This is a genomic window from Mucilaginibacter yixingensis (genome assembly GCF_041080815.1).
GTDB lineage: Bacteria > Bacteroidota > Bacteroidia > Sphingobacteriales > Sphingobacteriaceae > Mucilaginibacter > Mucilaginibacter yixingensis.
Genome location: NZ_CP160205.1, coordinates 3,349,041 through 3,372,144, shown reverse-complemented (window position 1 = coordinate 3,372,144; position 23,104 = coordinate 3,349,041). Strand labels below are relative to the sequence as shown.

General features: G+C 46.1%; 13 protein-coding genes. 8 read left to right on the top strand and 5 right to left on the bottom strand.

The window, feature by feature from the left end:
• The first annotated feature begins 2 nt into the window (after positions 1-2).
• A complete protein-coding gene (locus ABZR88_RS13530) occupies positions 3-1,730 on the top strand; it encodes a RagB/SusD family nutrient uptake outer membrane protein (protein WP_170113524.1) in 1,728 nt (575 codons plus the stop codon).
• A gap of 60 nt (positions 1,731-1,790) precedes the next feature.
• On the opposite strand, the gene ABZR88_RS13525 is transcribed toward ABZR88_RS13530, so the two are convergent.
• Positions 1,791-2,774, bottom strand: a complete 984-nt coding sequence (locus tag ABZR88_RS13525; RefSeq protein ID WP_107826824.1) for a zinc-dependent alcohol dehydrogenase family protein — start codon at positions 2,772-2,774, stop codon at positions 1,791-1,793.
• 32 nt (positions 2,775-2,806) lie between these two features.
• Here ABZR88_RS13525 and ABZR88_RS13520 point away from each other — a divergent pair, with 32 nt between their 5' ends.
• Complete coding sequence (locus ABZR88_RS13520) at positions 2,807-3,715, top strand: AraC family transcriptional regulator (protein ID WP_211309739.1); 909 nt, start codon at positions 2,807-2,809, stop codon at positions 3,713-3,715.
• A 10-nt stretch (positions 3,716-3,725) separates the two neighbouring features.
• Here the strand turns inward: ABZR88_RS13520 and ABZR88_RS13515 are convergent, their stop codons facing one another.
• The 4 genes from ABZR88_RS13515 to ABZR88_RS13500 form a co-directional block, all read right to left on the bottom strand.
• Positions 3,726-5,471, bottom strand: coding sequence for a hypothetical protein (locus tag ABZR88_RS13515; protein WP_146166459.1), 1,746 nt, complete (start codon positions 5,469-5,471; stop codon positions 3,726-3,728).
• Between the two features lie 184 nt (positions 5,472-5,655).
• Positions 5,656-7,350 (bottom strand): lipopolysaccharide assembly protein LapB, encoded by a 1,695-nt coding sequence (locus tag ABZR88_RS13510; RefSeq protein WP_107826826.1) that lies wholly within the window; start codon positions 7,348-7,350, stop codon positions 5,656-5,658.
• Positions 7,351-7,431: 81 nt separating this feature from the next.
• Positions 7,432-7,800, bottom strand: coding sequence for a hypothetical protein (locus ABZR88_RS13505; RefSeq protein ID WP_107826827.1), 369 nt, complete (start codon positions 7,798-7,800; stop codon positions 7,432-7,434).
• A 123-nt stretch (positions 7,801-7,923) separates the two neighbouring features.
• Entirely contained in the window at positions 7,924-8,790 is an 867-nt protein-coding gene (locus tag ABZR88_RS13500; protein ID WP_170113525.1) for a right-handed parallel beta-helix repeat-containing protein, read from the bottom strand.
• Between the two features lie 322 nt (positions 8,791-9,112).
• Between ABZR88_RS13500 and ABZR88_RS13495 the strand changes: the two genes are divergently transcribed.
• From ABZR88_RS13495 to ABZR88_RS13470, 6 genes are all read left to right on the top strand, one after another.
• On the top strand, positions 9,113-13,156 hold the full coding sequence (locus tag ABZR88_RS13495; protein ID WP_107826829.1) for a hybrid sensor histidine kinase/response regulator transcription factor: 4,044 nt from the start codon (positions 9,113-9,115) through the stop codon (positions 13,154-13,156).
• A gap of 351 nt (positions 13,157-13,507) precedes the next feature.
• Positions 13,508-16,534 (top strand): SusC/RagA family TonB-linked outer membrane protein, encoded by a 3,027-nt coding sequence (locus ABZR88_RS13490; protein WP_369434693.1) that lies wholly within the window; start codon positions 13,508-13,510, stop codon positions 16,532-16,534.
• 16 nt (positions 16,535-16,550) lie between these two features.
• Positions 16,551-18,182, top strand: a complete 1,632-nt coding sequence (locus ABZR88_RS13485) for a RagB/SusD family nutrient uptake outer membrane protein (protein WP_107826831.1) — start codon at positions 16,551-16,553, stop codon at positions 18,180-18,182.
• 90 nt (positions 18,183-18,272) lie between these two features.
• Positions 18,273-19,394: a glycoside hydrolase family 43 protein gene (locus ABZR88_RS13480; protein ID WP_107826832.1), complete on the top strand. Its 1,122-nt coding sequence runs from the start codon at positions 18,273-18,275 to the stop codon at positions 19,392-19,394.
• A gap of 1 nt (position 19,395) precedes the next feature.
• Positions 19,396-21,258 (top strand): glycoside hydrolase family 2 protein, encoded by a 1,863-nt coding sequence (locus ABZR88_RS13475; protein WP_107826833.1) that lies wholly within the window; start codon positions 19,396-19,398, stop codon positions 21,256-21,258.
• Positions 21,259-21,271: 13 nt separating this feature from the next.
• Positions 21,272-23,104: a beta-galactosidase family protein gene (locus ABZR88_RS13470; protein ID WP_107826834.1), complete on the top strand. Its 1,833-nt coding sequence runs from the start codon at positions 21,272-21,274 to the stop codon at positions 23,102-23,104.

The following is a 23,104-nucleotide window of genomic DNA, read 5'->3' as shown; positions in this document are numbered from 1 at the left end:
ACATGAAGTTATATAAAAATACAAATAAAAGCCGGCTAAGCTTGTTGTCTAAAATAGCCGTCGGTGCTTTCGTTATCAGTACCCTGGGCGGTTGCAAAAAAATGTTCGACAATACGCCTGAGAACGTTTTGCAGCAAAGCCAGACCTTTAAAACCGTTTACGATGCCGATGCCGCCATGCTGGGCATCTACGGTAAATTCTCTAACCTGAGCGATCGCTATATCATGCTGAATGAAATGCGGGCCGATTTGCTGGATGTTACCGTAAAATCAAACAATTACCTGCGTCAGCTCAGCACGCATGCGGTGACGGATGATAACCCGTATGCCGACCCACGACCATTCTACGAGGTGATTGCCAACTGCAATGACGCGTTGAAAAACATGTCGAGAATGTATGATCAAAAACTGCTGGACTATAATCAATACTGGCAGCGCGCGGCAGATCTGGGCTTACTGCGTAGCTGGCTTTACCTGCAACTGGGTATCCACTATGGTAACGTCCCTTATGTAACCGAGCCGATTGACGACATCAATCAGCTGAAAGATGAATCTAAGTTTGCTAAGATCAGTTTTAATGAATTGCTGGATCGTCTGATTGCTTATACCAGCACTATCCCGGCACCGTTTCTGGATCAAAACACGTCGGCCAATAGTCCAACGTTGATTATGGCTACCAATAACTACGTAATTAAGGATGGTATATTCAAGTTCTTTATCCACCGCAGAAGTTTGCTGGGCGATTTGCAACTATGGAAAGGCAATTACCACAAGGCAGCTGAGTATTACAAAGATGTAATGGAAACCGGCACCAAGCTGGTGACTTCGACGGATTATCAGATTGATCAGTATGATACCTACCGGATAACAAATGATAACAGCGGTGCTTCAACGCTAATGACCATTGGTACTACCAACCCGTGGCAAAACATTTTCTCAAATGATTTGGCCGAGGCACAAACCAACCGCGAGCGCATGTGGACATTGCCGCTGGATAAGAACTTTGGCAACAAGAACCCGCTGGTAGATTTGTTTTCGTATTCAAGAAACTACCTGGCAAAGCCGTCGGCTCTGGCTATTAACAACTGGAACAACCAGGTGCGCAGTGATGGAGGCCTGACCGACAGAAGGGGCCTCAATGCTTCTTACCGCATGCAGGGTGCCGATGCCGAGGTATTGAAGTTTACTGCCAAATACAACCCGTCAAGCCCGTATGAGGTTACCGGCGTGTGGATTTTGTACCGTGCCTCAGAATTGCACCTGCGCTACGCCGAAGCTGCAAACAGAGACGCACATAGCAAAATTGCTGCGGCTGTGCTAAATGATGGGCTTACCAAACTGGGTGGTTCTACAACCCTGGCTGCGGATGGCAGTGTAGAAGTATATCCTTATGATTTTAAGTACAACGGCGCACCAAATAATGGCATGTGGTACCGCAGTATCGGCATCCGCGGCCGGGCGGTTAACCAGAATGTAACCATTGATCAAACCAACCTGGTTGAGGATACCGAGAACAAGCTGATTGATGAGGAGGGCCTGGAAAATGCTTTTGAAGGATACCGTTGGGCCGACTTGTTGCGCATTGCCTTGCGCCGTCAAGCTACTGATCCTAATTATCTGGCTAATAAAATAGGCGCCAAGTTTGATGCCAGCGGCAGCCAGGATGCCGGTGCTGTTCGTGCACGATTGGCTAACAAAGCCAATTGGTATCTACCATTCAAATGGAAATAAACAAACAAAGTGATAGGAGCAAAGGGAGGCCGATTTATCGACCTCCCTTTTTGTTTGATCTTACTCAACGGTAATCACCACTTTGCCTTTGGTTTTACCTTGAGTTATAGCCTCGTAGGCATCCTCTACGGTATCGAGCGTATAGTTTTCAGCGTCTAAGATTGGTTTTAGCTGGTCGCTTTCAATTAAACGAGTGGCCTGGCGCATAATATTACCGTGCTGTTTGCGGCCCTTGCCAGAAATAAGCGGATACAGGGTAAACACCCCAGAGTAGGTTGCGCCTCTAAATGATAGTGGTGCCAAACTGTGCTGTCCCCAGCCTAAAATGCTGATGACATGACCTGTGTATTGTTTGGCTGCTTTAAAAGAGTTATCAAGTGTTGCGCCGCCAACGGTATCAAAAACAATATCAAAGCCTTCGCCGCTGGAGTATTGCTCCACATATTCTTCTACAGACAGGGTTTTGTAGTTGATAGGGGTAGCACCGTATGATTCGATTAAACCGTTTTGCGCCGCATCTACCGTAGCAAAAACTTCCGCACCCAATGCCCGGGCAATTTGTACGGCAATATGGCCCACGCCGCCTGCTCCGCCGTGTACCAGCACGGTTTTCCCCGGCGCTACGCTGGCACGGTCTACCAAACCTTCCCATGCGGTAATAAACACCAGCGGAATGGCGGCAGCCTCGCGCATGCTGATGTTGGCAGGTTTCAGTGCCAGCAGATCGGCGTCGACAGCGGCATATTGTGCTAATGATCCTTGTACGCCGGCTATGCCGCCTGTCATGCCATATACGGCATCGCCGGGTTTAAAAGCGGTTACGCCTTCGCCAACGGCTTCTACGGTGCCGGCCATATCAATACCCATAATGCCAGGCAGTATAGCTTTGGCATGTGCTGCCTGGCCTGATTTTATTTTCAGATCAAGCGGATTCACGCTGCTGGCTTCAATTTTTACCAGTACATGGCCTTTGCTGGCTACGGGTTTGGCTACTTCCTTTAATTGGTATGGGGTGTTAAAGTTTTCTAAAACTAAGGCTTTCATATTCTTGCTGTTAAATGTGTTGTTTATTAAAAGTGACGAAGCAAAATTACGCCGGGTTTGCCCACCGCGAGTTGTACTTTTACCCTATAAAGGTGTACTTTTACGATATGGTAAAAGACCACCTTAGGGAGCCGTTTGAGCTGGTTTTAAAAGAGTACCTGGACGTTTGTCCGAGAGGGACACACACGCACACTTTTTTTGAGCTGATTTACATTGTAGATGGCACCGGCACGCAGTGCATTAACGAGGCGGAGGTGAGCTACAAACCAGGTGATCTGTTTTTGCTGGCGCCTAATGATGCGCATCTTTTTAAGATCCAACAGCGGTCTCAATTCTTTTTCATCAGGTTTAACAATGTCTTTGTGCAATCATCGCCTAAAGAAAAAGAGTTGTTGCAAAAGCTGGAGATGATTTTGACAAATGCCCGGCATGAGCCCGGCTGCATTATCAGAAATGAGGCCGACCGCGGGTATACCATCAACCTGATGCAGATGCTGATCGGAGAGCATCAGGCCCATGATCTTTATCACAAGGAGCTAATTGCGCAGTTGGTTAATACGCTGCTGGTTATTATTGCTCGTAATATCAGTCAAGCGTTTCCGGAGTCTGTAGATGAAACCAGCGAGGGTAAAACCATTGATATTTTAAACTACATTCAGTCAAACGTTTATTACCCCGACAGGCTGCGTGCCGAAGCCATCAGCGATCATTTTGGCATAGCCGAAAGCTACCTGGGCGCCTATTTTAAAAAACATACCAACGAGAGCCTACAGCAATACATCCTAAATTATAAGCTGAAGCTGATTGAAAACCGTTTGAAAAACACCAATATGCGGGTTAACGAAATAGCAGATGAGTTTGGCTTTACCGATAAAAGTCACCTTAACCGTATATTCAAGAAGTACCGGGGCATGAGCCCGACGGAATTTAAACGTAGTTGATTGCTGGCCGCTACTCCTGGCGGTAAATTACCTGATTAGGATAACCCTCTACCACACTGGGCAGCTTGTGCACGGTAGGATCTTTACGTTTTAATTTTACGGGTTTAAACCGGATATCCCAATACTTCAGCTTTTCTTCTATTGACCGTTTAAACGAACCGTAACGGATCTCGATCGGTCTGTTATCATTTTGAAGCTGCTGAAGATCACGTCGTAAACTGATGGAGGCATTGGTTTCCCATTGCATGTGCACCGTGGCTACAATCAATCCGTTAAGGCAGAGCAGCGCGGCAGGCAACCATCCAAAAGCAAATCTTATGATGGGGTTTGATTGGCTTGTGGCTTCCCGGTTCCATTTCAGCAGCAAGGGCAGCAATGGTGCCAGCCATAGCATGGGGAAGAAGCGTGGCCACCAGAAATGTTGGCTGAATGATAAACAACAGATCAATGCGGCCATAAAGAATACGGTAGGTAACCAGAAACGCTTTTCGCCCCATAGCACCAGCGGGAGCGCAATTAGCATCAGTATTAACGAAATACCAAAATATGGGCCGAAACCACTTACCCGGGTTTCATGATAATGGTAGGCGGTCCAATGTGCGGTATTTGTATTGAAAGGATTAACCAGGATGGCAAATTTTTCATGGTTATAGGGCGCATTACCCGGCTGACCGAAGTTGGCATAAAACAGTCTGACCGGCAGGCTTTGCCCTTGCATATTATGTGGGGTTTCATAGGCTTCGTTTGAGTCTTTGCCACTGGCAAATACGCTGGGGTAAGCCTGTGTCCCCATTAACGGATACAGGGGATGCCCGCGCTGGATGGTATTGGTGATGTAAGGATTAAAACCAAACACACCAATGGCCAGCATGCCCGCTAAAAGATGCGAGAGCAGAAAAGGTTTTACCCGTTGCCTGTGCCGGATGATCACATAAACAAAAAGAAATAACGCAGAGACGAGGAAGAATACCAGTCCGGTAAATTTGGTGTTTACCAGACAGCAAATAGCCATTATGGCAATTACAAGATATATAGGCTTTGCCTCACCCAGCCACAATATGATTGCCGTGAGGTAAATAACCAGTAGCAGATACAAGTCGCCATCATTCAGGTAGGTGGTTACTTCACTCCAAACAACCGGATTAAATAAAACCAGTAAGGCGAAAATTGTTGAACGACCTTTTGATAAGTTTAAGCTACGGCAGAAAGGATAAACTACGCCAAATGCCGCGAAGAGCAGAATAAAGTTATATGCCTTACCCATTTCTACGGTGCCGAACAGCTGTAAAACAGCCGCGCCAAAATACCAGGTACTTTTGGGGAAATGGAGAATGGAGGTATTATCTGTATGGTCTGGTGTCACCAGCGGATTAAACAAGGGATTCCAGCCCTTGGCCAGATTATAAACAGCCGCCTGCTGATACCACTGCCCGTCCCACGATAAATCAAAATAAAACCAGGATGCCAGGAGGGAAAGCGACAACACACCCACGCTGATTGTTACCGGTAAGGTGATAGCGCTTGTGGTAAAACCTAGCTTACTTACAAATAAAAAGGGAAGTGCAAGAGATGCAATAACAGCAAATACAAACAAACCTTGCGGTAACTCAGAGTGGAAAAGATATGCCCCGAGCACAAACAAATTAACTACACAAATTGTGCCCAGTAAAATCATTGCAGTAAGCAAAACTGTTCTTTCAAAAGAATAGCCGTTGGTTATTGGCGATGCCCCCTTACTGCTTGTAAACTGATGCATGGCTTAGCGTTGTAGTGTTGTTATTTGGTTGATGTTTAGTAGTTTAAAAATACAATGATGGAAGTAAAAAACAATAGTCAGATTAATAAAAGAGCATTAATCGGCCTGCCGATCAACAGAAAGGCCGGCTTCCTGAGTTAAGCCGGCCTTCTGTTCTAATCCTGATAAAACTTACAAAACAGGATTATTTGCCTTTGGGAGCCTGTGGACTTTTCTTATCAAAGTAGGCCTTGGCTTGTTTATTATCCGGGTTGGCGGCCAGTGCTTTTTGGAAATTATCTTGCGCCTGTGCTTCGTCTTTAGCTACCAGGCTGTAGTATGAACCAAGGTATGCATAAGCCTCGCCTAAACTCTTTTTAGAACGATCATCCGTGGCGGTTGATTTAAGCGAGATGTACTGCTCATAGTAGGGTTTGGCTATGGCTTTAATATTGTTGCGATCTGGTTCTTCCAGGTCTTTTACACGGGCACGGTACAATATCACGTCGGCCACCGGTTTGGCGCTGGTTTTTTGCTGCACATAGCTAAAAGCAGAATCGGCTTTGGTGAGTAATAACGAGTCTGGTTTGGGTGCATTTTTATCGTCAAAGGTTTTATAATACTGATCGCTATAGCCGTAGTAATAGCTCATGCCTTCGCGGAAGTAATCATTCAGTTTACCCTTGTGCGATTTTTCGATGTAATTATTATAAGCATCGCCCGCGGCAGCATACTTCTGTTTACTATATAGGGCTCCCGCAATTTCAGACCAGGCATCGGCAAAAGTACTATCGAGCGATGCGGCCTTGCTCAGGTTTAGCATGCCCAATGAGTCTTGATTGGTTTTCAGTTGCAGGCGACCCAGGTACAGGTAGTCGCGAGGGATCACACGTTTAACATCAGCTTGTCCAATCCATTTGTTGATAGAGGTAAGGCCTTGCTGGTAATTGCCGTTCTCATAAGCGGCGTAGCCCAGGTAGCGGTAAATGCGCAGGTTAGTATTAGCAGATTTTGCCAGATCGGCAGCCACTTGCTCCAGCGTTTTATAGTCGCCAGATTCCAGCAGGAAATCGGCATAACGCATTTGCGATTCGGGCGAGTGGTCCGTCAGGTCCAGATATTTCTTATAGTAGGCAGTGCCTTCTTTAATCTTATCAGACGCTACTTTCATGTCATGGCGTGCCCATAGCAGGTTATTCTCGGCCAGTTCGCGGTAGGCAGGGCCATAGTTTGGGTCAAGTGCCAGGGCTTCTTTCAGTTTCTGATCAGCCGCGTCAAAGTTAAAAGCCTGTTTCCAGATGGCGCCAATGGCTACGGCGATACCAGGGTCTTTAGGATCGATGGTTTGCGCATCAGTATAATTGCTGATGGCAGCGCTGTTATCAAGTTTGGTATGATTGGCTTCACCCTTGGCCATTTGGTACTCGGCATCTTTGGCGCCATATTTTTCGGCTTTGGCTAAAACGCTCAGTGCCAGGTTAGCATCGGCGGGTTTAAGCAATGCAGCCCGGGCCACATAAATATAAGGGTCGGTATGTTTGCCGGCCAATGCCAAAGCCTGATCAAAGTTTTGAGTCATGGCCGATGTATTGTTGTTGAGTTTGGCCACAGCGCCCAGTCCGGCGTAGTTTAATGCCGATTTGGGTTCTAATGCAATGCCTTTCTCAAATACGGTTTTGGCCGAATCTGAGTAATCTTCCAGCAGGTAGGTCCAGCCCAGATAAAATTGGTTTTCTTCGGTTGGTTTAGCGGTAATCAGGTTTTTGAGGATGGCTTTGGCTTTCTGATATTGCTCGGTACGGATGGCTTTTTGCGCTTCGTTTATAGACTGGCCGCTAACACTTGCAGCAGCAAACAGCAGGCCCAATGCTGGTCCTGTTACTTTAAAATGGATCTTCATTTGTTCAAAAAAATAATGGAATAAGAAATTGGCCGTTTATGCGTGGCACAACGGTTAGTTAAAGGGAACGAACCAGGAAGATCATAGCCGGAAAACGCCGTACAGGGCCAGACGCTGGCCGGACGGGAGTGGAGCAGGATTAAACGAATAAGCAGATGACTGCTGCACCGTAGCGCTAAATGCAGCTGCCAGCAGGTAGCAAAATGCCAGGCCGGCAAAAAGTATAGCCGGCAGTTGCACCGATGCGAAACGATCTTCTACCGCTTTGCCCATGTGCCTGAGCACTACATCGTGCCCGGCATCGTCATGCTGGTATTGCGCGGTTATTGAGGTGGTAACGCTAACGGTTTGATCGGCCGCAAACGCAAAAAAGTATTGCCCCGCCCTGGCAAAGGCAAATATGAGTGCAATAGCAACAATAACTAAACGGAAGATGCGGTGCTCTTTCATGCGGTGCAGAACGCAAGTTAAGCATTTTGAGAAAGGTTGTCAATACTCAATGTGGCGGTTGCGGCACAGCTATAGTGCTCCCTGGTTTTTGCCCCTCTATTTGGAATAGCGGCGCTTTGAAGCCTAAAATAATGTAGCTGGCAGTATAGACGCATCCAATTTGGTCCCCCATTGGTTGGTATCATCCCAGCCATCGGGTTTTGCTGTACCGGGAGCCAGCCAACAATTGTTTTGGTAATTCACCTTGTTATAAAAGCATACTTGGTTACCGCTTACCCGTGCATTGCTCACGGTGTTTTTACCCGTATTACTTACGTAAATACCAACATTGGTGAAAGACTGTTGGGCGCCAAAAATGGTATTATTAACAATGCTATTATGATCGCCCCCGGCAATAGCCATACCGTATTGTCCCGGATTAACCAGTGTGTTATTGGTAGCCAACTGGTACGAGCCACCGTTATCGCCCAGCATAATGCCGCCGCCGCTTGGGCTTGGGCCTCCGCCACGGATGCGGTTGCCATTGATAAGGATAGGACTATCGGCCGTGCCATTGCTTTCGTATAGGCTAATTGCATCTTCAGCATAGCTTTTACCTAAAATGTTTTCGCCCACATTAAAGCTGATGGCATTGCCTTTGCCGTTAACATTATTAAACTGCACAAATTGCCCGCGGGGGAAGGGCCCTTGCATGTTATAAAACTCGTTATAGGTTACTACTATCCCACCCGTAACCGATTGATCTGCATAAACACCAGAACTTACGTTGGTGATATAGTTATGGTCTACCGTAATGTTTTTACAGTTATATAGGTAAACGCCTACCGCTTTAGCATTTGATAATTTATTGCCGGTAATATGGACGTTATAACAGTTTTGAAGCGTGATGCAGGGTACATTGCCCCCAACAATAGATTTACCGCTGATGGTAATATCATGTGCTCCATTTAGCGTAATGGCGGCTGCTTTTGTATAAACAGGGGCTAACAAAGCAGAGTTGACAGTTGCCTTAGGGGAATTACTAAATAAGGAAAGAATAAAGATGATTGCTGTTAACACGGGTGTATGCTTTGCCTCAAAAGTAACAACATCAAAAAGATATAACAACCGTTTGGCTCTGCTTCAATAGTCAAATCCTAGTGCGCCATTTAATTTTAAAATAAAAAATGTTGCTTTTACAGTTGTTTTCTATCTTAGTGCTGAACCAAGTTATCAAGCTTTCCCGAAATTAGTTTAAATGATCTGCATCAATCCTTGACAGGATTGTAGCGCGGATTGCGTGTGATTGCTGATTGATTTTGCCAAACCAAGGATGAGAAGAAATAAAAGAATAGCATTACTGATCTGTTTTACTTTTCTTAATTGTACGTTTTTAGCTGCACAGTCATTTCAAAAAATAAAGTACCTGGGCATTGATCAGGGCTTGTCAAACAATTCTGTAACCAGTATTTGTAAAGATGCTTATGGTTATATATGGATTGGCACCTATGATGGTTTGAACCGCTTTGATGGAAGCTTGATCAAAACCTTCAGAAATGTGTGGAACGATTCTTCATCAATCAACAGCAACCACATTAACAAGATCATTGCCTGCGGCGATAAAATATTTGTGGGCACACAAAAGGGGGTAATGTTTTATGATTACCATACGTCACGCTTTTACCCAATCCGGTATAAAACCCAATCCAACGGGCCATCCCTGAAGCTGGTTAAAAATATCTCAACCCTTACCGCAGGGTCAGACGGTATCATATACATCGGCACAGAAAATAACGGGCTGTTTATCTACGATATAAAAAAGGATATAGCCACGCAGGCAAAGTTTGCAGGCGGCGCTATCGATTTCTCTGTGCAGGCTGTAACCGCATCTCCTGATAACGGTGCCTGGGTGTTTATAAAGAACATTGGCTTGTGCAAGTTTGATAAAGCTCAAACCAAACTTCATTTAATTGATGCCGGTTTGCGTACGGCCTATCGCATGCTCATTGTAAATACCAATACCCTGTTGATTGGGTGTGAAAACGGGCTTTATAAGTTTCAGACAAATCCTAAACGTCTTTCTCCGCTCAATATTGATGGGAAGTTAAGCAGCAAAAATATCACCGATCTGGCTTTTGTTAAAGGGCAGCTTTGGGTGGCTACTGATGGTGGTGGGGTTAATGTGCTGGATACGGTAACGCATAAAATCCAGCTGGTGATGAATGAGAGCAACGCACCGAGATCGTTAAAAAGTAATGCCGTGAGTATGTTGTTCCCAGATCAGCATGAGCGTGTTTTTATTGCTACGCTGCGCGGAGGGGTAAACATATTTGATGATATCAGAAATCAGTTTAAAACCATAGCCCGAAATCCGCTTGATCCTGGCAGTCTCATCAGTAATTTCATCATCTCATTCTGTGAGGACGAAAATGGTAACCTTTGGATAGGCACAGATGGTGGCGGATTGAGTTTTTGGAACAGGAAACAGAATAAATATGTCAATTATACGCGATCTGACGGGCCTAATTCTTTGTCCAGCAATTTTGTGACCAGCCTGGTCAGAGATCAGAAAAACCGCATCTGGATAGGCATGTATAACGGCGGGATTGACAGGTACGATAAAGCTACAGGCCATTTTACGCATTATGTTTGCAGTAACCCGGTTAATAACTCAGAGGATAATAATCTTTGGAAACTCTATATTGATAAACAGCAGCGTTTGTGGGCCGGATCAACCAGCGGGGGGCTTTTATATGTGTTTAATGAGCAGCAAAACCGTTTTGAGCCTTTTGATAGCAAGATCAGCAACGTGCATGCCATTGCAGAAGATCATAGTGGTTACCTCTGGGCGGGCGATTATTCGCATCTGATCAAAATTGATCCCCGCACTAAGAAGTTTAAATATTTTAACACGCAAAGCGCCGTAAGAACCATTGTTGAAGGGCGTGATAACCAATTATGGATAGGTACCGAGGGCGGCGGCCTGATTGCCGTAAATCTGGCCACGGAGAAACTGACCCGGTATACAGAAAAAGATGGTTTGCCCAGCAACTCCATTCTGAATTTAATTATAGACCGGCGCGGGAATTTATGGGGCAGCACTTACAATGGCGTTACCAAATATGATGTACTGCAAAAGAAATTTACCAATTATACCGCTGCCGATGGGCTGCAAAGTAACCAGTTTAGCTTTAATGCCGGTTTGTTATTAAAATCGGGGGAGATTGCTTTTGGCGGTATTAAAGGATTTAATATTTTTTATCCTGATAGCATTAAAATGGCCAGCCATCGGTCCAGGTTGCTTTTGGATGGGCTGCGCATCAATAATCAGAACATTGAGGGCGATAAAAGCTACACCAATAACGTGGCCCTGCCTGATCTAAAATCTATAGAGGTTGCTTATGATCAGGCAACGCTTGCTATAGATTACACAGCCATAGAATATTCATTCCCTGAAAAAACACAATATGCATACTATTTAGAAAACTGGGACCACGGCTGGAACTACGTTGGCCATGCAAAAACGGCCTATTACACCCGATTGAACGAGGGTACCTACTATTTTAAAGTAAAAGCCACCAACATAAACGGCACATGGGAACCATCTACCTTATCATTAAAGGTAATTGTTTTGCCGCCGTGGTATCGCACGTGGTATGCCTATTTACTTTATGCGGCGGCCATATTCACCATTGTATACGTGCTGTGGCGCTACCGCATCAGGCAAGCCAAATTGAAGTTTGAAGTAGAGCTGGCTAACCTGGAGGTGGAGCGGGAGAAGGAAATGAACGAGAAGAAGCTGGCCTTTTTTACCAATGTAAGTCACGAGTTTCGGGCACCGCTCACTTTAATCATCAACCCGATCAAGGATATGCTTAATCGTACAGAAAACCGTGATAATGGCGAGCTGAATATAGCCTATCGTAATGCCCGGCGATTGCTGGGATTGGTGGATCATTTGCTGTTGTTTAGAAAGGTGCAAACAGAGAATGAGCAACTTAACCTTTCCAAGCTTGATTTTAATGCCATTTGTCATGACGTTTTTCTTTGCTTCGGCTATCAGGCTAAATCAAGGCACATTAACTATGTATTTAACGGTTTGTCTACGCCTGCTTACATTAATGGCGACCGGGAAAAGCTGGAAATTGCCCTTTTTAACCTGATCTCTAACGCCGTGAAATTTACACCACAGGAAGGGCGCATAACCGTAAACCTGCACGATACGGATCAATCCGTCTTAGTTGAAATAGCCGATACCGGTCACGGTATCTCCGAAAAAACGGTGGACAAAATATTCGATAAGTTTTATCAGATCAAGGATAACAACTCCATAAAATCAGGCTTCGGTATTGGGCTTTACCTGGTAAAAAGCTTTGTAGAGCTGCATAACGGCACGGTGGCATATAAAACTAATGCTGATGGCGGGGCTACCTTTACGCTATCGCTGCCAAAATCGCCTGAATTGTTTAGTGAGGAGGCTGAGGGTGCGGAAAAGCTGCTCAATGAACTGCGCATGGACGATACCGCCGAGAGTACAGAAACCGATGAGCAGCCCAGCAATTTAGAACTCCTGATTTCTGACAGGCAGTCAATACTTTTAATTGACGATAATGCCGAGATCCGCAATTACATCAAGAGTATTTTTAAAGCAGAATTTAAGATCTATGAAGCGCCAAGCGCAGAAGAAGGTCTGGAACTAATCAGAAAATATATCCCCGACCTGGTGATCAGCGATATTGTGATGGGCGAGCTCTCTGGTATTGATTTGTGTAAAGAAATTAAGCAAGACCAGTCCCTTAGCCATATCCCGGTAGTGCTGCTCAGCGGTGATTCAAATCCTGAAACCAAGTTAGAAGGCATTACTGTGGGCGCAGTCGACTTTGTGAGCAAGCCGTTTGAAAAGGACTTGCTGGTTGCCCGGGTGAAAGGGATTCTGAAAGACCGGAAACAACTGCAGAACTACTTTTTTAATGAGGTAACGCTTAAAACCAATGCGAAGAGCATCTCAGATGTTCACAAAGAGTTTCTGTACAAGTGCATCGGCATTATAGAAAACTATTTGGCCGACCCCAATTTTGACGTAGAAAAGATTGCCGATGATCTGGGAATGAGTTACTCCAGCCTGTTTAAAAAAGTAAAGGCAGCCAGCGGCCAGTCGGTTAATGCTCTGGTAAGATTTGTGCGCTTGCGGAAAGCGGCAGAAATTATGATTAATACCAATTGCAACGTGAACGAGGCAGCCATTAAAACAGGTTTCGGCGATATGAAATACTTCAGAGAGCATTTCAAAAAGCAGTTTGGTTTAAACCCTTCGGAGTTTATCAGAAAACACCGCGCTGCATTTAATAGCTGGTACAGGGTAGATATTACCAGATGATGCCGGCATCAGTGTAAAAAATCATTTTAAACTTATTGGCAACTCAGGATTTTGACGTGGAAACAAGGTCAAATTTCTGGGTTTGTTTTTTGCTTTACCAGCAAGCAAGATGGGGGAGTGCTCCAAAAAGCTGCTTTTTAGCATGATTTAACAGATTTGCCCCCTATAATATACCAGATTGCCCCCTCCGCCCGGCCCGAAAATACCCTTACTTAGCTTTCATAAACCAAGTTATAAACCACTTATTAGTTATGAGAAAAACGAAGTGATGCTATTTGCGTAGCATCGTTCCATTGGTGCTGCGCGCCCAAACCACAAACCAAATTATAAACCAAAAGAAAACAATCATTTATGAGAATGAATTTTACTCATTCATTTGGAAGACTATTAGCTATAGCGGTATTCTTCTTATTGTCCTCATCCCAATTAACATTTGCCCAAGCCAGCTTCACTGTAAAAGGCAAGGTTGTGGATGAAAAAAATCAGCCTCTGCCCGGTGCTTCGGTACAAATATCGGGACAAAACAAAGGGGTAACCACAGATGTGAACGGCGCGTTTAGCATCAAGCTTGAATCAGCAAGTACACTAAACATCAGCTTTGTGGGCATGGCCACGCAAACCGTGAGTGTAAGCTCCGGCAAAACCAACGTGACTGTAGTGCTAAAAGACAACGGCAAAAATCTTAACGAGGTAGTTGTTGTTGGTTATGGTACGCAAAGACGCGCAGATGTGGTAGGTTCGGTTACATCGGTACCTAAAGCGCGGTTATCTGAATTGCCAACCACTAACGTGTTGCAGGCAGTTGAAGGAACCGTGGCCGGCTTAACCATTAGTACACCATCTGGTATTCCGGGTACGCAGCCAAGTGCTTCTGTCCGCGGCCGTAACTCTATCTCAGCATCGTCAGACCCTTATGTGGTTGTAGATGGTATTCCGCTTAGCAAAACAGGCGGTTCTTTAAATGATATCAACCCTAATGACATCGCTTCTGTAGAGGTACTGAAAGATCCATCGGCAGTAGCCATCTATGGTACCAACGGTGCTAACGGTGTAATTTTGGTTACCACTAAGCACGGTGTAACCGGCAAACCTGTGCTGCGTTATTCAGGTTCGGTTGGTTATGATAACATTGCCCACATTTTACGCCCGCGTGATGGCGCAGAGTACGCGCAGAAATACAAAGATTACCTGGCGCAGAACGATCCTAAAAATACCAACGTTGTACCTAACAATATTGAGTTAACCAATTACAATGCAGGTATCCAAACTGATTGGCTGAAAGAAGTAACCCAACAAGGTGCTTATCAGGATCATAACCTGAGCGTATCTGGTGGTTCAGAGAACGTAAAATACTACCTGTCTGGCGATTATCTGGATCAGAAAGGTGTAGTTAAAGGTTATCAGTACAAACGTATTACCGTACGCTCAAACCTGGATGTAAATGCAACAGATTTCCTTACCCTGGGTTCTAATATTTACTACGCAAATAACAATTACGATGGTGGCCGTGCAAACCTGGTGTTCGCCCAGGCCATGAGTCCTTATGGTCAGGAATATAATGCAGATGGCACTTACCGCATTTACCCGATGGCGCCAGAGCAGTTATATACTAACCCATTGCTGGGCTTAACCACAACGGCGCTGCGTCGTTCGGTAAACTTAGGCGGCAATGGCTTTGCTGAAGTTAAATTGGGAGGCGTGCTGCAAGGCCTAAAATACAGACTGAATGCAGGTTACAACTTTGTACCTACCCGTAATGATGGCTATACCGGTCGTGCGGCCAACAACCTGGTTGGTAACGGCTATGCCAACAACACAGAAACCAATACCTACACTTTAGAAAACTTGTTGACCTATAACCGCAACTTTGGTAAGCACCATATTGATTTTACCGGTTTGTACAGTCAGCAGGAATCATCTTACCTGTCATCAGGTGCGTCATCATCAGGTTTTGTTAATGATGTAATTACGTTTTACAATCTGGGTGCGGGTACAACGCCATCGGTATCTTCATATGCAAGCCACAGAGCTTTGCGTTCACAGATGGGCCGTTTAAACTATTCTTACGATAGCAGATACCTGCTGAACTTTACCGTTCGTCGTGATGGTTCATCTGTATTCGGTGGTAATACTGATAAGTATGGTTGGTTCCCTGTAGGTGGCTTCGGCTGGAACATCAGTAACGAGAAGTTTATGCAAGATGTGCACCTGATTGATAACCTGAAACTACGCGCATCATATGGTCGTACCGGTAACGAGGCCGTTGGTGTTTATCAAACCATTGGTGTAGACAATGCTGTTAGGTATCCGTTTGAAGGTGCCGTATACACAGGTGCTTTAGCAGGTACCCAGTTGGGTAACAGTAACCTGCACTGGGAAACCAAGACAGGGGTAAACGTAGGTCTTGACTTTGGCATACTGCACAATCGCATCAACGGATCTATTGATTACTACAATGCACGCACTACCGGTTTGTTATTAAATCGCGCTTTGCCGGCGGCATCTGGTTACGTAAACGTATTGGATAACATTGGCAAGATCAGCAACAAAGGTTTAGATATTACCTTAAATACCAAAAACATTGATAGCAAAGATTTCCGCTGGGAATCAACCATCGTGTTCTCTACCGTAAAAAACAAGATTATTGACTTGTACGGAAATCAGCAAAGCGATATAGGCAACGGCTGGTTTATTGGTCAGCCTATCAGCGTTATTTATGATTACAAAAAGATTGGTATCTGGCAAACCGGCGAAGACGTATCAAAGTCTGACCCTACTGCTAAGCCGGGCGACATCAAATTCCAGGATACTAATGGTGATGGCAAGATCACTGCAGATGACAAAGTAATTCAGGGCCAAACCACACCAAAATGGACAGGTGGGTTTACCAACACCTTCCATTATAAAAACATCTCGTTAAGTGTATTTATTCAGACTGCACAGGGCCAGATGCGCTACAACACAGACCTGAACACCATCGAAGCACAGGGCAGGGCAAACACCCCGGCTGCCATCGGTTATTGGACGCCTACCAACGGCGAGAATTTCTTTAACTCGCTGTCATATACCAATACCAATCACCCTTATGGCTATGAGCAGGATGCCAGCTACACCCGTATTAAAGACGTTACTTTAAGTTATACTTTCCCTCAGCGTTATTTAGATAAGTTGCATTTGGGCGGCTTAACCGTGTTTGCCAGCGGCCGTAATCTCCACACCTATACCAAATGGATAGGCACCGATCCGGAGGTAACATTGTATACCCGTGGCAGCGGCGGCGGCGGCACTGCTAACGACAGCAACTTTAGCAATAACTCAGACAATAACTATCCGCTCACCAGAACCATTGTTTTCGGTGTTAACATCTCTTTAAAGTAAATCAAGGACAATAATTATGAAAAGATATACCATCATCTATTCAGCCCTGGCGGTAATGCTGGGTACCCTGATTAGTTCCTGCAAAAAGAATTTTTTGGCGGAGACACCTTATTCTGCATACGCGCCTATCACACTAACAGACTCGCTGGGTTTTGAAGCGGCTCTGGTAGGCTTATATAATCAGCATAGTACCTGGTTAACCTATTCTGGTCGTCAGGGATACCATTGCCTTTGGCAGGTGGGCACCGATGTAGCCAACTCAACCGCTAACCAGGAGGGCATCGAGGTGCCTTATTATAACTATGCCACTTTAACCAGTTCTGACGCAGGTGCTTCTTACACCTGGGGCAAGTTCTATACACTGATTAACAACGCCAACAACGTTATAGATCAGATTGAAGGTCAAAACGTAAAAGGCGTAACAAAAGGCCGTAACCGCATTGACGCCGAGGCTCGTTTTTTCAGAGCGTATGGCTACAATACACTGGCTACACTTTATGGTCGGGTTCCGCTGGTAGTCCACTCACTTACCGCTCCAAAAACCGACTATACCAGAGCCTCGTTGACAGATGTAAACGCGCAGATTATTGCAGATTTAACTTACGCATGTGCCAACCTGCCTGATGTAGGTGGTGTGGGTGCTAAAACTAACCCAACTACCGGTTTGCCGGCCAGCCGTGCCAACAAGTGGATGGCTTATCAGCTGCTTGCCGAAGTTTACCTGCGTACCGGTCAAAATGACCTGGCCGAAACTACCGCTCAGGCTATTATCAGCAGCGGGAAATTCAGTTTAGTATCAGCAAGGTTTGGCAGTGCGGCCAGTTTACCGGGCGATTATTATTCTGATATTTTTAAATACGGCAACCAACGTCGTTCTCAAAACAACCCTGAGGTGATCTGGACACTGGAACAGGAAAATCCAACTACGCTTGCCGGTGGTAATACCGATAATGCGCAGCAACGCCGCATCTGGGGCGCTGCCTATTACAATATTGCAGGTTTGGCCCTGGCCGATTCATTGGGTGGCCGTAGCATTGCCCGTATGCGTATCAGTAATTGGGTAATTTATGGCCTGTATGGTAAAGGCGATATCCGTAATTCAGGCTATAACCTGCGCCGTCGTTTTGTTTATAATGATCCGGCTTATCCGGCGCTGCTGGGCAAACCTGTGCCTTATAATAATGCCGATACGCTATTCAAAACCTGTCCTTACATCACCAAATGGGGCCAGTTTGACCCGAATGACACCTTCGGTTATGCCATGATCAAAGACTTTATCCTGATGCGATTGGGCGAAACTTACCTGCTATTGGCCGAAGCGCAAGTGCAGCAAGGTAAAACAGCCGCAGCTGCTGCAACTATCAATGTTTTGCGCACCCGTGCCGGCGCTGCCCAGGTAACCGCATCTCAAATGACGCTTGATTTTATTTTGGATGAGCGTGCCCGTGAGTTGATTGGCGAAGAAAACCGCAGGATGACCCTGATGCGTACCGGTACCTTGGTTGATCGTGCTACGAGGTTAAATGCCAATGATGCCGCCAAGCCTATCAGCGGTTTAACCAAAACAAATTTGTTACTGCCTATACCACTAAGCGAAATTCAATTAAATAAAGACGCAGTTTTAGAACAAAACCCAGGTTATAATTAATAGCGTTTAAAGTGGCAGCTTGTAAAGCTGCCACTTTAAATTAACTTGCATGTTAATCATCATCAACCCAAGAGAAAACATTATAACCGAATGAGAGTAACTATACAACAAAAGCTACAGAAGCTTGTCGGCGTGGTATTGCTGGCGGGCTGTAGTTTAAGCAGTTGGGCACAAGAAAAAGCATTTCACCCGGGGCAGCTCTGGCCAGACAATAAGGGCGTGCACATCAATGCACACGGCGGTGGTATGCTGTATCAAAAAGGAACTTACTACTGGTATGGCGAGCACAAAATTGAGGGCGGAGCTGGTAACCTGGCCATGGTTGGCGTACACTGCTACTCGTCTAAAGACTTATATAACTGGAAAGACGAAGGCATTGCGCTGACTGTTTCGGCAGATTCAACCAACGATATTGCCAAAGGCTGTATTCTGGAGCGCCCCAAGGTAGTTTATAATAAAAAGACAAAAAAATATGTAATGTGGTTCCATCTGGAGCTGCGCAGACAAGGCTACAAGGCGGCCCGTGCCGGGGTGGCTACCGCCGATAGGGTGGCTGGTCCTTATACTTTCGTCAGAAGCTATCGGCCTAATCCGGGCAAAGTGCCTGTTTACCCGGTGGGGACAGCGGATAGCGACAAGGTAAACTGCGATCACCCTAAAACCAAGGCCGAAGGCTACTTTTGCCGCGACCTGCCCGGCGGACAAATGGCCCGCGATATGAACGTGTTTGTAGATGATGACGGCAAAGCCTACCACATTTTTTCAGCTGAAGAAAACGCAACTCTCGATATAGCCGAGCTGACGGATGATTATACCGGGCATACCGGTAAATTCACCCGTGTATACGCAGGCCACTCAACCGAGGCGCCAGCCATTTTTAAACGTAATGGTATTTATTATATGATTGGCTCCGGCACTACCGGCTGGAATCCCAATCCTGCGCGCTGGTTCTCGGCGCCATCTATCTGGGGGCCGTGGACTTATCATGGCAATCCCTGCAAAGGCGAGGGGGCACAGATCACTTTTGGTGGTCAAAGCACGTATGTGTTGCCCGTGGCCGGTAAAAAAGACGCTTACATTTTTATGGCCGATAAATGGACGCCTAAAAACGCCATTGACGGCCGCTACCTATGGCTGCCCATCGAGTTTAAGGGTGATGACATAGAGATACATTGGAAGGATACCTGGAGTTTGGACGATTTTAAGAACTAACATGCGAAAACTAAACTGTTTAATCTTAGCCTTATCATTAGCCCTTGGTGCCAGCGCGCAGGACAGCCTCATCAGCAATGTACCTGCCCGCAAAGCACTAAGTCTGAACGGTAAATGGCAATATATTGTTGATCCCTATGAAACGGGATTTTATGACTACCGCTACAAAGAGCTGAAAGCCGATAACGGCGATGCCTACTGGAATACCGATGTGCCTGCTAACAAAACCGAAAAGAAGGAGCACGGCTATAACGATAAATACTCGCTTAATGTACCCGGCGATTGGAATCACCAGAAACCTGAGTTTGTATATTATGAGGGTACCATCTGGTACAAAAAAGCATTCGATTATAACAAGGCATCGGCAAACAACCGGTTCTTTATCTGGTTCGGCGCCGTTAACTACAGGGCCGACGTTTACCTGAACGGTAAAAAGCTGGGCATGCACAAAGGTGGATTTACGCCTTTCAATTTCGAGGTGCCTGCCAGCTTGCTGAAAGAAAAAGGCAATTTCCTGGTAGTAAAGGTTGATAACAAGCGTTACGCTGATGAAGTACCCACGCTGAATACCGATTGGTGGAACTACGGCGGCATTACCCGTGAAGTAAAGCTGTTGGAGCTGCCGCAAAATTTTATCCAGGACTTTGTGATCCAGCTCAAAAAACCGGACCCGGGTAAGGCCCCATTGGCTACGCCGGATGTGGATGGCTGGATCAGGTTGAACAAGGCCCCTGCGGCAGGCGAACAGTTGACTGTAGAAATTCCTGAACTGAAATTTAAGAAGCAAATTGCTGCCACAGGCTCCATCACCCCGGTAAAATTTAGATTGCCTAAAATGCAATTATGGTCGCCGGAGAACCCGAAGCGTTACCAGGTTATCATCTCATCATCTGCAGATAAAACCGAAGATAAGATAGGTTTCCGCACGGTTGAAGCCTTTGGAAAGCAGGTGCTTTTAAATGGCAAGCCCATCTTTATGCGTGGTATTTGTATCCACGGAGAAATGGCCGGGGATGTGCGCCGCGCAGTGGGTTATGATGATGCCCGCAAACTGCTGAACCAGGCTAAAGAGTTGCATTGTAACATGGTGCGCCTGGCCCATTACCCGCATGATGAAGCGATGACCCGCACGGCCGATTCATTGGGTGTGCTGGTATGGTCAGAAATTCCAGTGTATTGGACTATTGATTTTGGCAACCCTGCCGTGCTGGCCAAAGCCAAAGCGCAGTTGCATGAGATGATTAACCGCGATCATAATCGCGCCAGCATCATCATCTGGTCTGTAGGGAATGAAACGCCGATCAGTCAGACCCGTACTGATTTTATGCACAGTTTGATTACCGAAGCCAAATCGTTGGATCAAACCCGGATGGTTTCGGCAGCGCTGGAGGTAAACTATGGGGCGTTGAAAGATGTAAATGTAGTAGACGACCCGTTGGGGCAGTTTGTAGATCTGGTTGCCTTTAACGAATACCTGGGCTGGTATGGTGGCCTGCCCGATAAATGCCGAACCACCAATTGGAGCACGCCTTACAATAAACCGCTATTTATTAGCGAAACAGGTGCCGAAGCGCTGGCCGGTTTCCATGCCGATTCACTTACCCGTTTTAGCGAGGAGTTTCAAGAGTGGTACTTTAAAGAGCAAACCGCTATGTTTAAGCGTATGCCCGATAATTTTGTAGGTGTATCGCCCTGGGTAATGGTTGATTTCCGCTCGCCCAAACGCAATAATCCGCTATATCAGGAGGGCTGGAACCGCAAAGGCCTCTATGGCGAAAAAGGCGAAAAGAAGAAAGCCTTCTTCGTTCTCCGTAATTATTATGATCAAGTAAAACAAACTGCTGATAAAAAGACAGTTAAGTAAAATCTAAAGACATATGAAACTAAAGTTGCTGGCCCTGTTAACAGGCGCCCTTGTCATGCTACATGCCTCATCCTGGGGGCAGGCTACCCATACTTTTACTCTGGGCGACAAAGATTTTCTGCTGGATGGTAAGCCTTTCCAGATGATTAGCGGCGAGATGCATTACCCCCGTATCCCGCGCGAAGCATGGCGCGCCCGTATGAAGGCGGCCAAGGCAATGGGCCTCAATACCATTGGCACCTACGTGTTCTGGAACCTGCATGAGCCGCAGAAAGGCGTGTTTGATTTTAGCGGTAATAATGACATTGCAGAGTTTGTAAAGATAGCCCGACAGGAAGGGCTGTGGGTAATACTGCGCCCTAGTCCGTACGTATGCGCCGAGTGGGAGTTTGGCGGTTATCCGTACTGGTTGCAAAATGAAAAAGGCCTGGTGGTGCGCAGTAAAGAAGCCCAGTATCTTAAAGAGTATGAAGCCTATATTAAAGCAGTTGGCAAGCAATTGGCGCCGCTGCAAGTAAACCATGGCGGCAACATCCTGATGGTGCAGATTGAAAATGAATATGGATCATACGGCAGCGACCAGGAGTATCTGAAAATTAACGAGAAACTGTTTAAAGAGGCTGGTTTTGATGGCCTGCTTTATACTTGTGACCCGGTGCCCGATGTGGTAAAAGGGCACTTGCCGGGTTTGCTACCAGCTGTAAATGGTATTGACAACCCCGACGCCGTACATCGCTGGGTAAATGAAAATCATGATGGTAAAGGTCCATATTACGTGGCCGAGTGGTATCCTGCCTGGTTTGACTGGTGGGGAACAGAGCACCACACCGTGCCAGCCGAAAAATATACCGGCCGGTTAGATACTACGCTGGCAGCAGGCATTTCCATCAACATGTACATGTTTCATGGTGGCACAACACGCGGTTTTATGAACGGGGCTAATTTTAAAGATACCACGCCATATGAGCCGCAGATTAGCAGTTATGACTATGATGCGCCGCTGGACGAGGCAGGCAATCCTACGCCAAAATTCATCGCTTTCCGTAACGTCATCAAAAAGCATCTGCCGCAAGGCGTAAAATTGCCGGAGGTGCCTGCCGCAAAACCGTCCATCGCCATCGCTGATATTAAACTTAACCAATATGCACCGTTAAGCGGCTTGTTGCTTGCGGCCGTAGCAAACGATACGCCGCTTACGTTTGAAGCCCTCCATCAGGATTACGGCTTCGTGCTTTACCGCACCACCCTTACCGGAGGCAAAAGCGGTATGCTGAAGCTGAAAGAACTGCGCGATTATGCCGTGGTAATGGTTAATGGACGTGCAGTTGGTACGCTTGACAGACGGACCAAGCAGGATAGCATGCAAATCACCCTCCCTGCGGGCAAGGTAACGCTTGATATTCTGGTAGAAAACCTGGGCCGGATCAATTTTGGCAAATACATGCTGCAAAACAAAAAAGGCATTACAGAGGCTGTATTGTTTAATGGCGCAGCATTAACCGGTTGGAACATGTTTAGCCTTCCATTTAAAACGCTGGATGGTATTAAATATCAATCTGCCGTTTATAAAGGCAATGCGCCGGTGATGCGCAAAGGGACATTTAACCTGCAAACGGTAGCCGATACCTACCTGGATCTATCCACATGGGGCAAAGGCGTGGTTTGGGTAAATGGCCATAACCTGGGTCGTTACTGGAAAATTGGTCCGCAGCAAACCGTTTACCTGCCGGCAGAGTGGTTGAAAAAAGGTATTAACACGATAGAAATATTTGAGCAGCTGAAAACGGGTCAAACCACAGTGTCGGGAGTGAAGCGACCGATTCTGGATAAGCTGCAGACTAATTAA

Excerpts from the sequence above, each read along its gene's own strand:
- ABZR88_RS13530 (WP_170113524.1), top strand. The coding sequence starts at position 3 with ATGAAGTTATATAAAAATACAAATAAAAGCCGGCTAAGCTTGTTGTCT.
- ABZR88_RS13525 (WP_107826824.1), bottom strand. The coding sequence starts at position 2,774 with ATGAAAGCCTTAGTTTTAGAAAACTTTAACACCCCATACCAATTAAAG.
- ABZR88_RS13515 (WP_146166459.1), bottom strand. The coding sequence starts at position 5,471 with ATGCATCAGTTTACAAGCAGTAAGGGGGCATCGCCAATAACCAACGGC.
- ABZR88_RS13510 (WP_107826826.1), bottom strand. The coding sequence starts at position 7,350 with ATGAAGATCCATTTTAAAGTAACAGGACCAGCATTGGGCCTGCTGTTT.
- ABZR88_RS13505 (WP_107826827.1), bottom strand. The coding sequence starts at position 7,800 with ATGAAAGAGCACCGCATCTTCCGTTTAGTTATTGTTGCTATTGCACTC.
- ABZR88_RS13495 (WP_107826829.1), top strand. The coding sequence starts at position 9,113 with ATGAGAAGAAATAAAAGAATAGCATTACTGATCTGTTTTACTTTTCTT.
- ABZR88_RS13490 (WP_369434693.1), top strand. The coding sequence starts at position 13,508 with ATGAGAATGAATTTTACTCATTCATTTGGAAGACTATTAGCTATAGCG.
- ABZR88_RS13485 (WP_107826831.1), top strand. The coding sequence starts at position 16,551 with ATGAAAAGATATACCATCATCTATTCAGCCCTGGCGGTAATGCTGGGT.
- ABZR88_RS13480 (WP_107826832.1), top strand. The coding sequence starts at position 18,273 with ATGAGAGTAACTATACAACAAAAGCTACAGAAGCTTGTCGGCGTGGTA.
- ABZR88_RS13475 (WP_107826833.1), top strand. The coding sequence starts at position 19,396 with ATGCGAAAACTAAACTGTTTAATCTTAGCCTTATCATTAGCCCTTGGT.
- ABZR88_RS13470 (WP_107826834.1), top strand. The coding sequence starts at position 21,272 with ATGAAACTAAAGTTGCTGGCCCTGTTAACAGGCGCCCTTGTCATGCTA.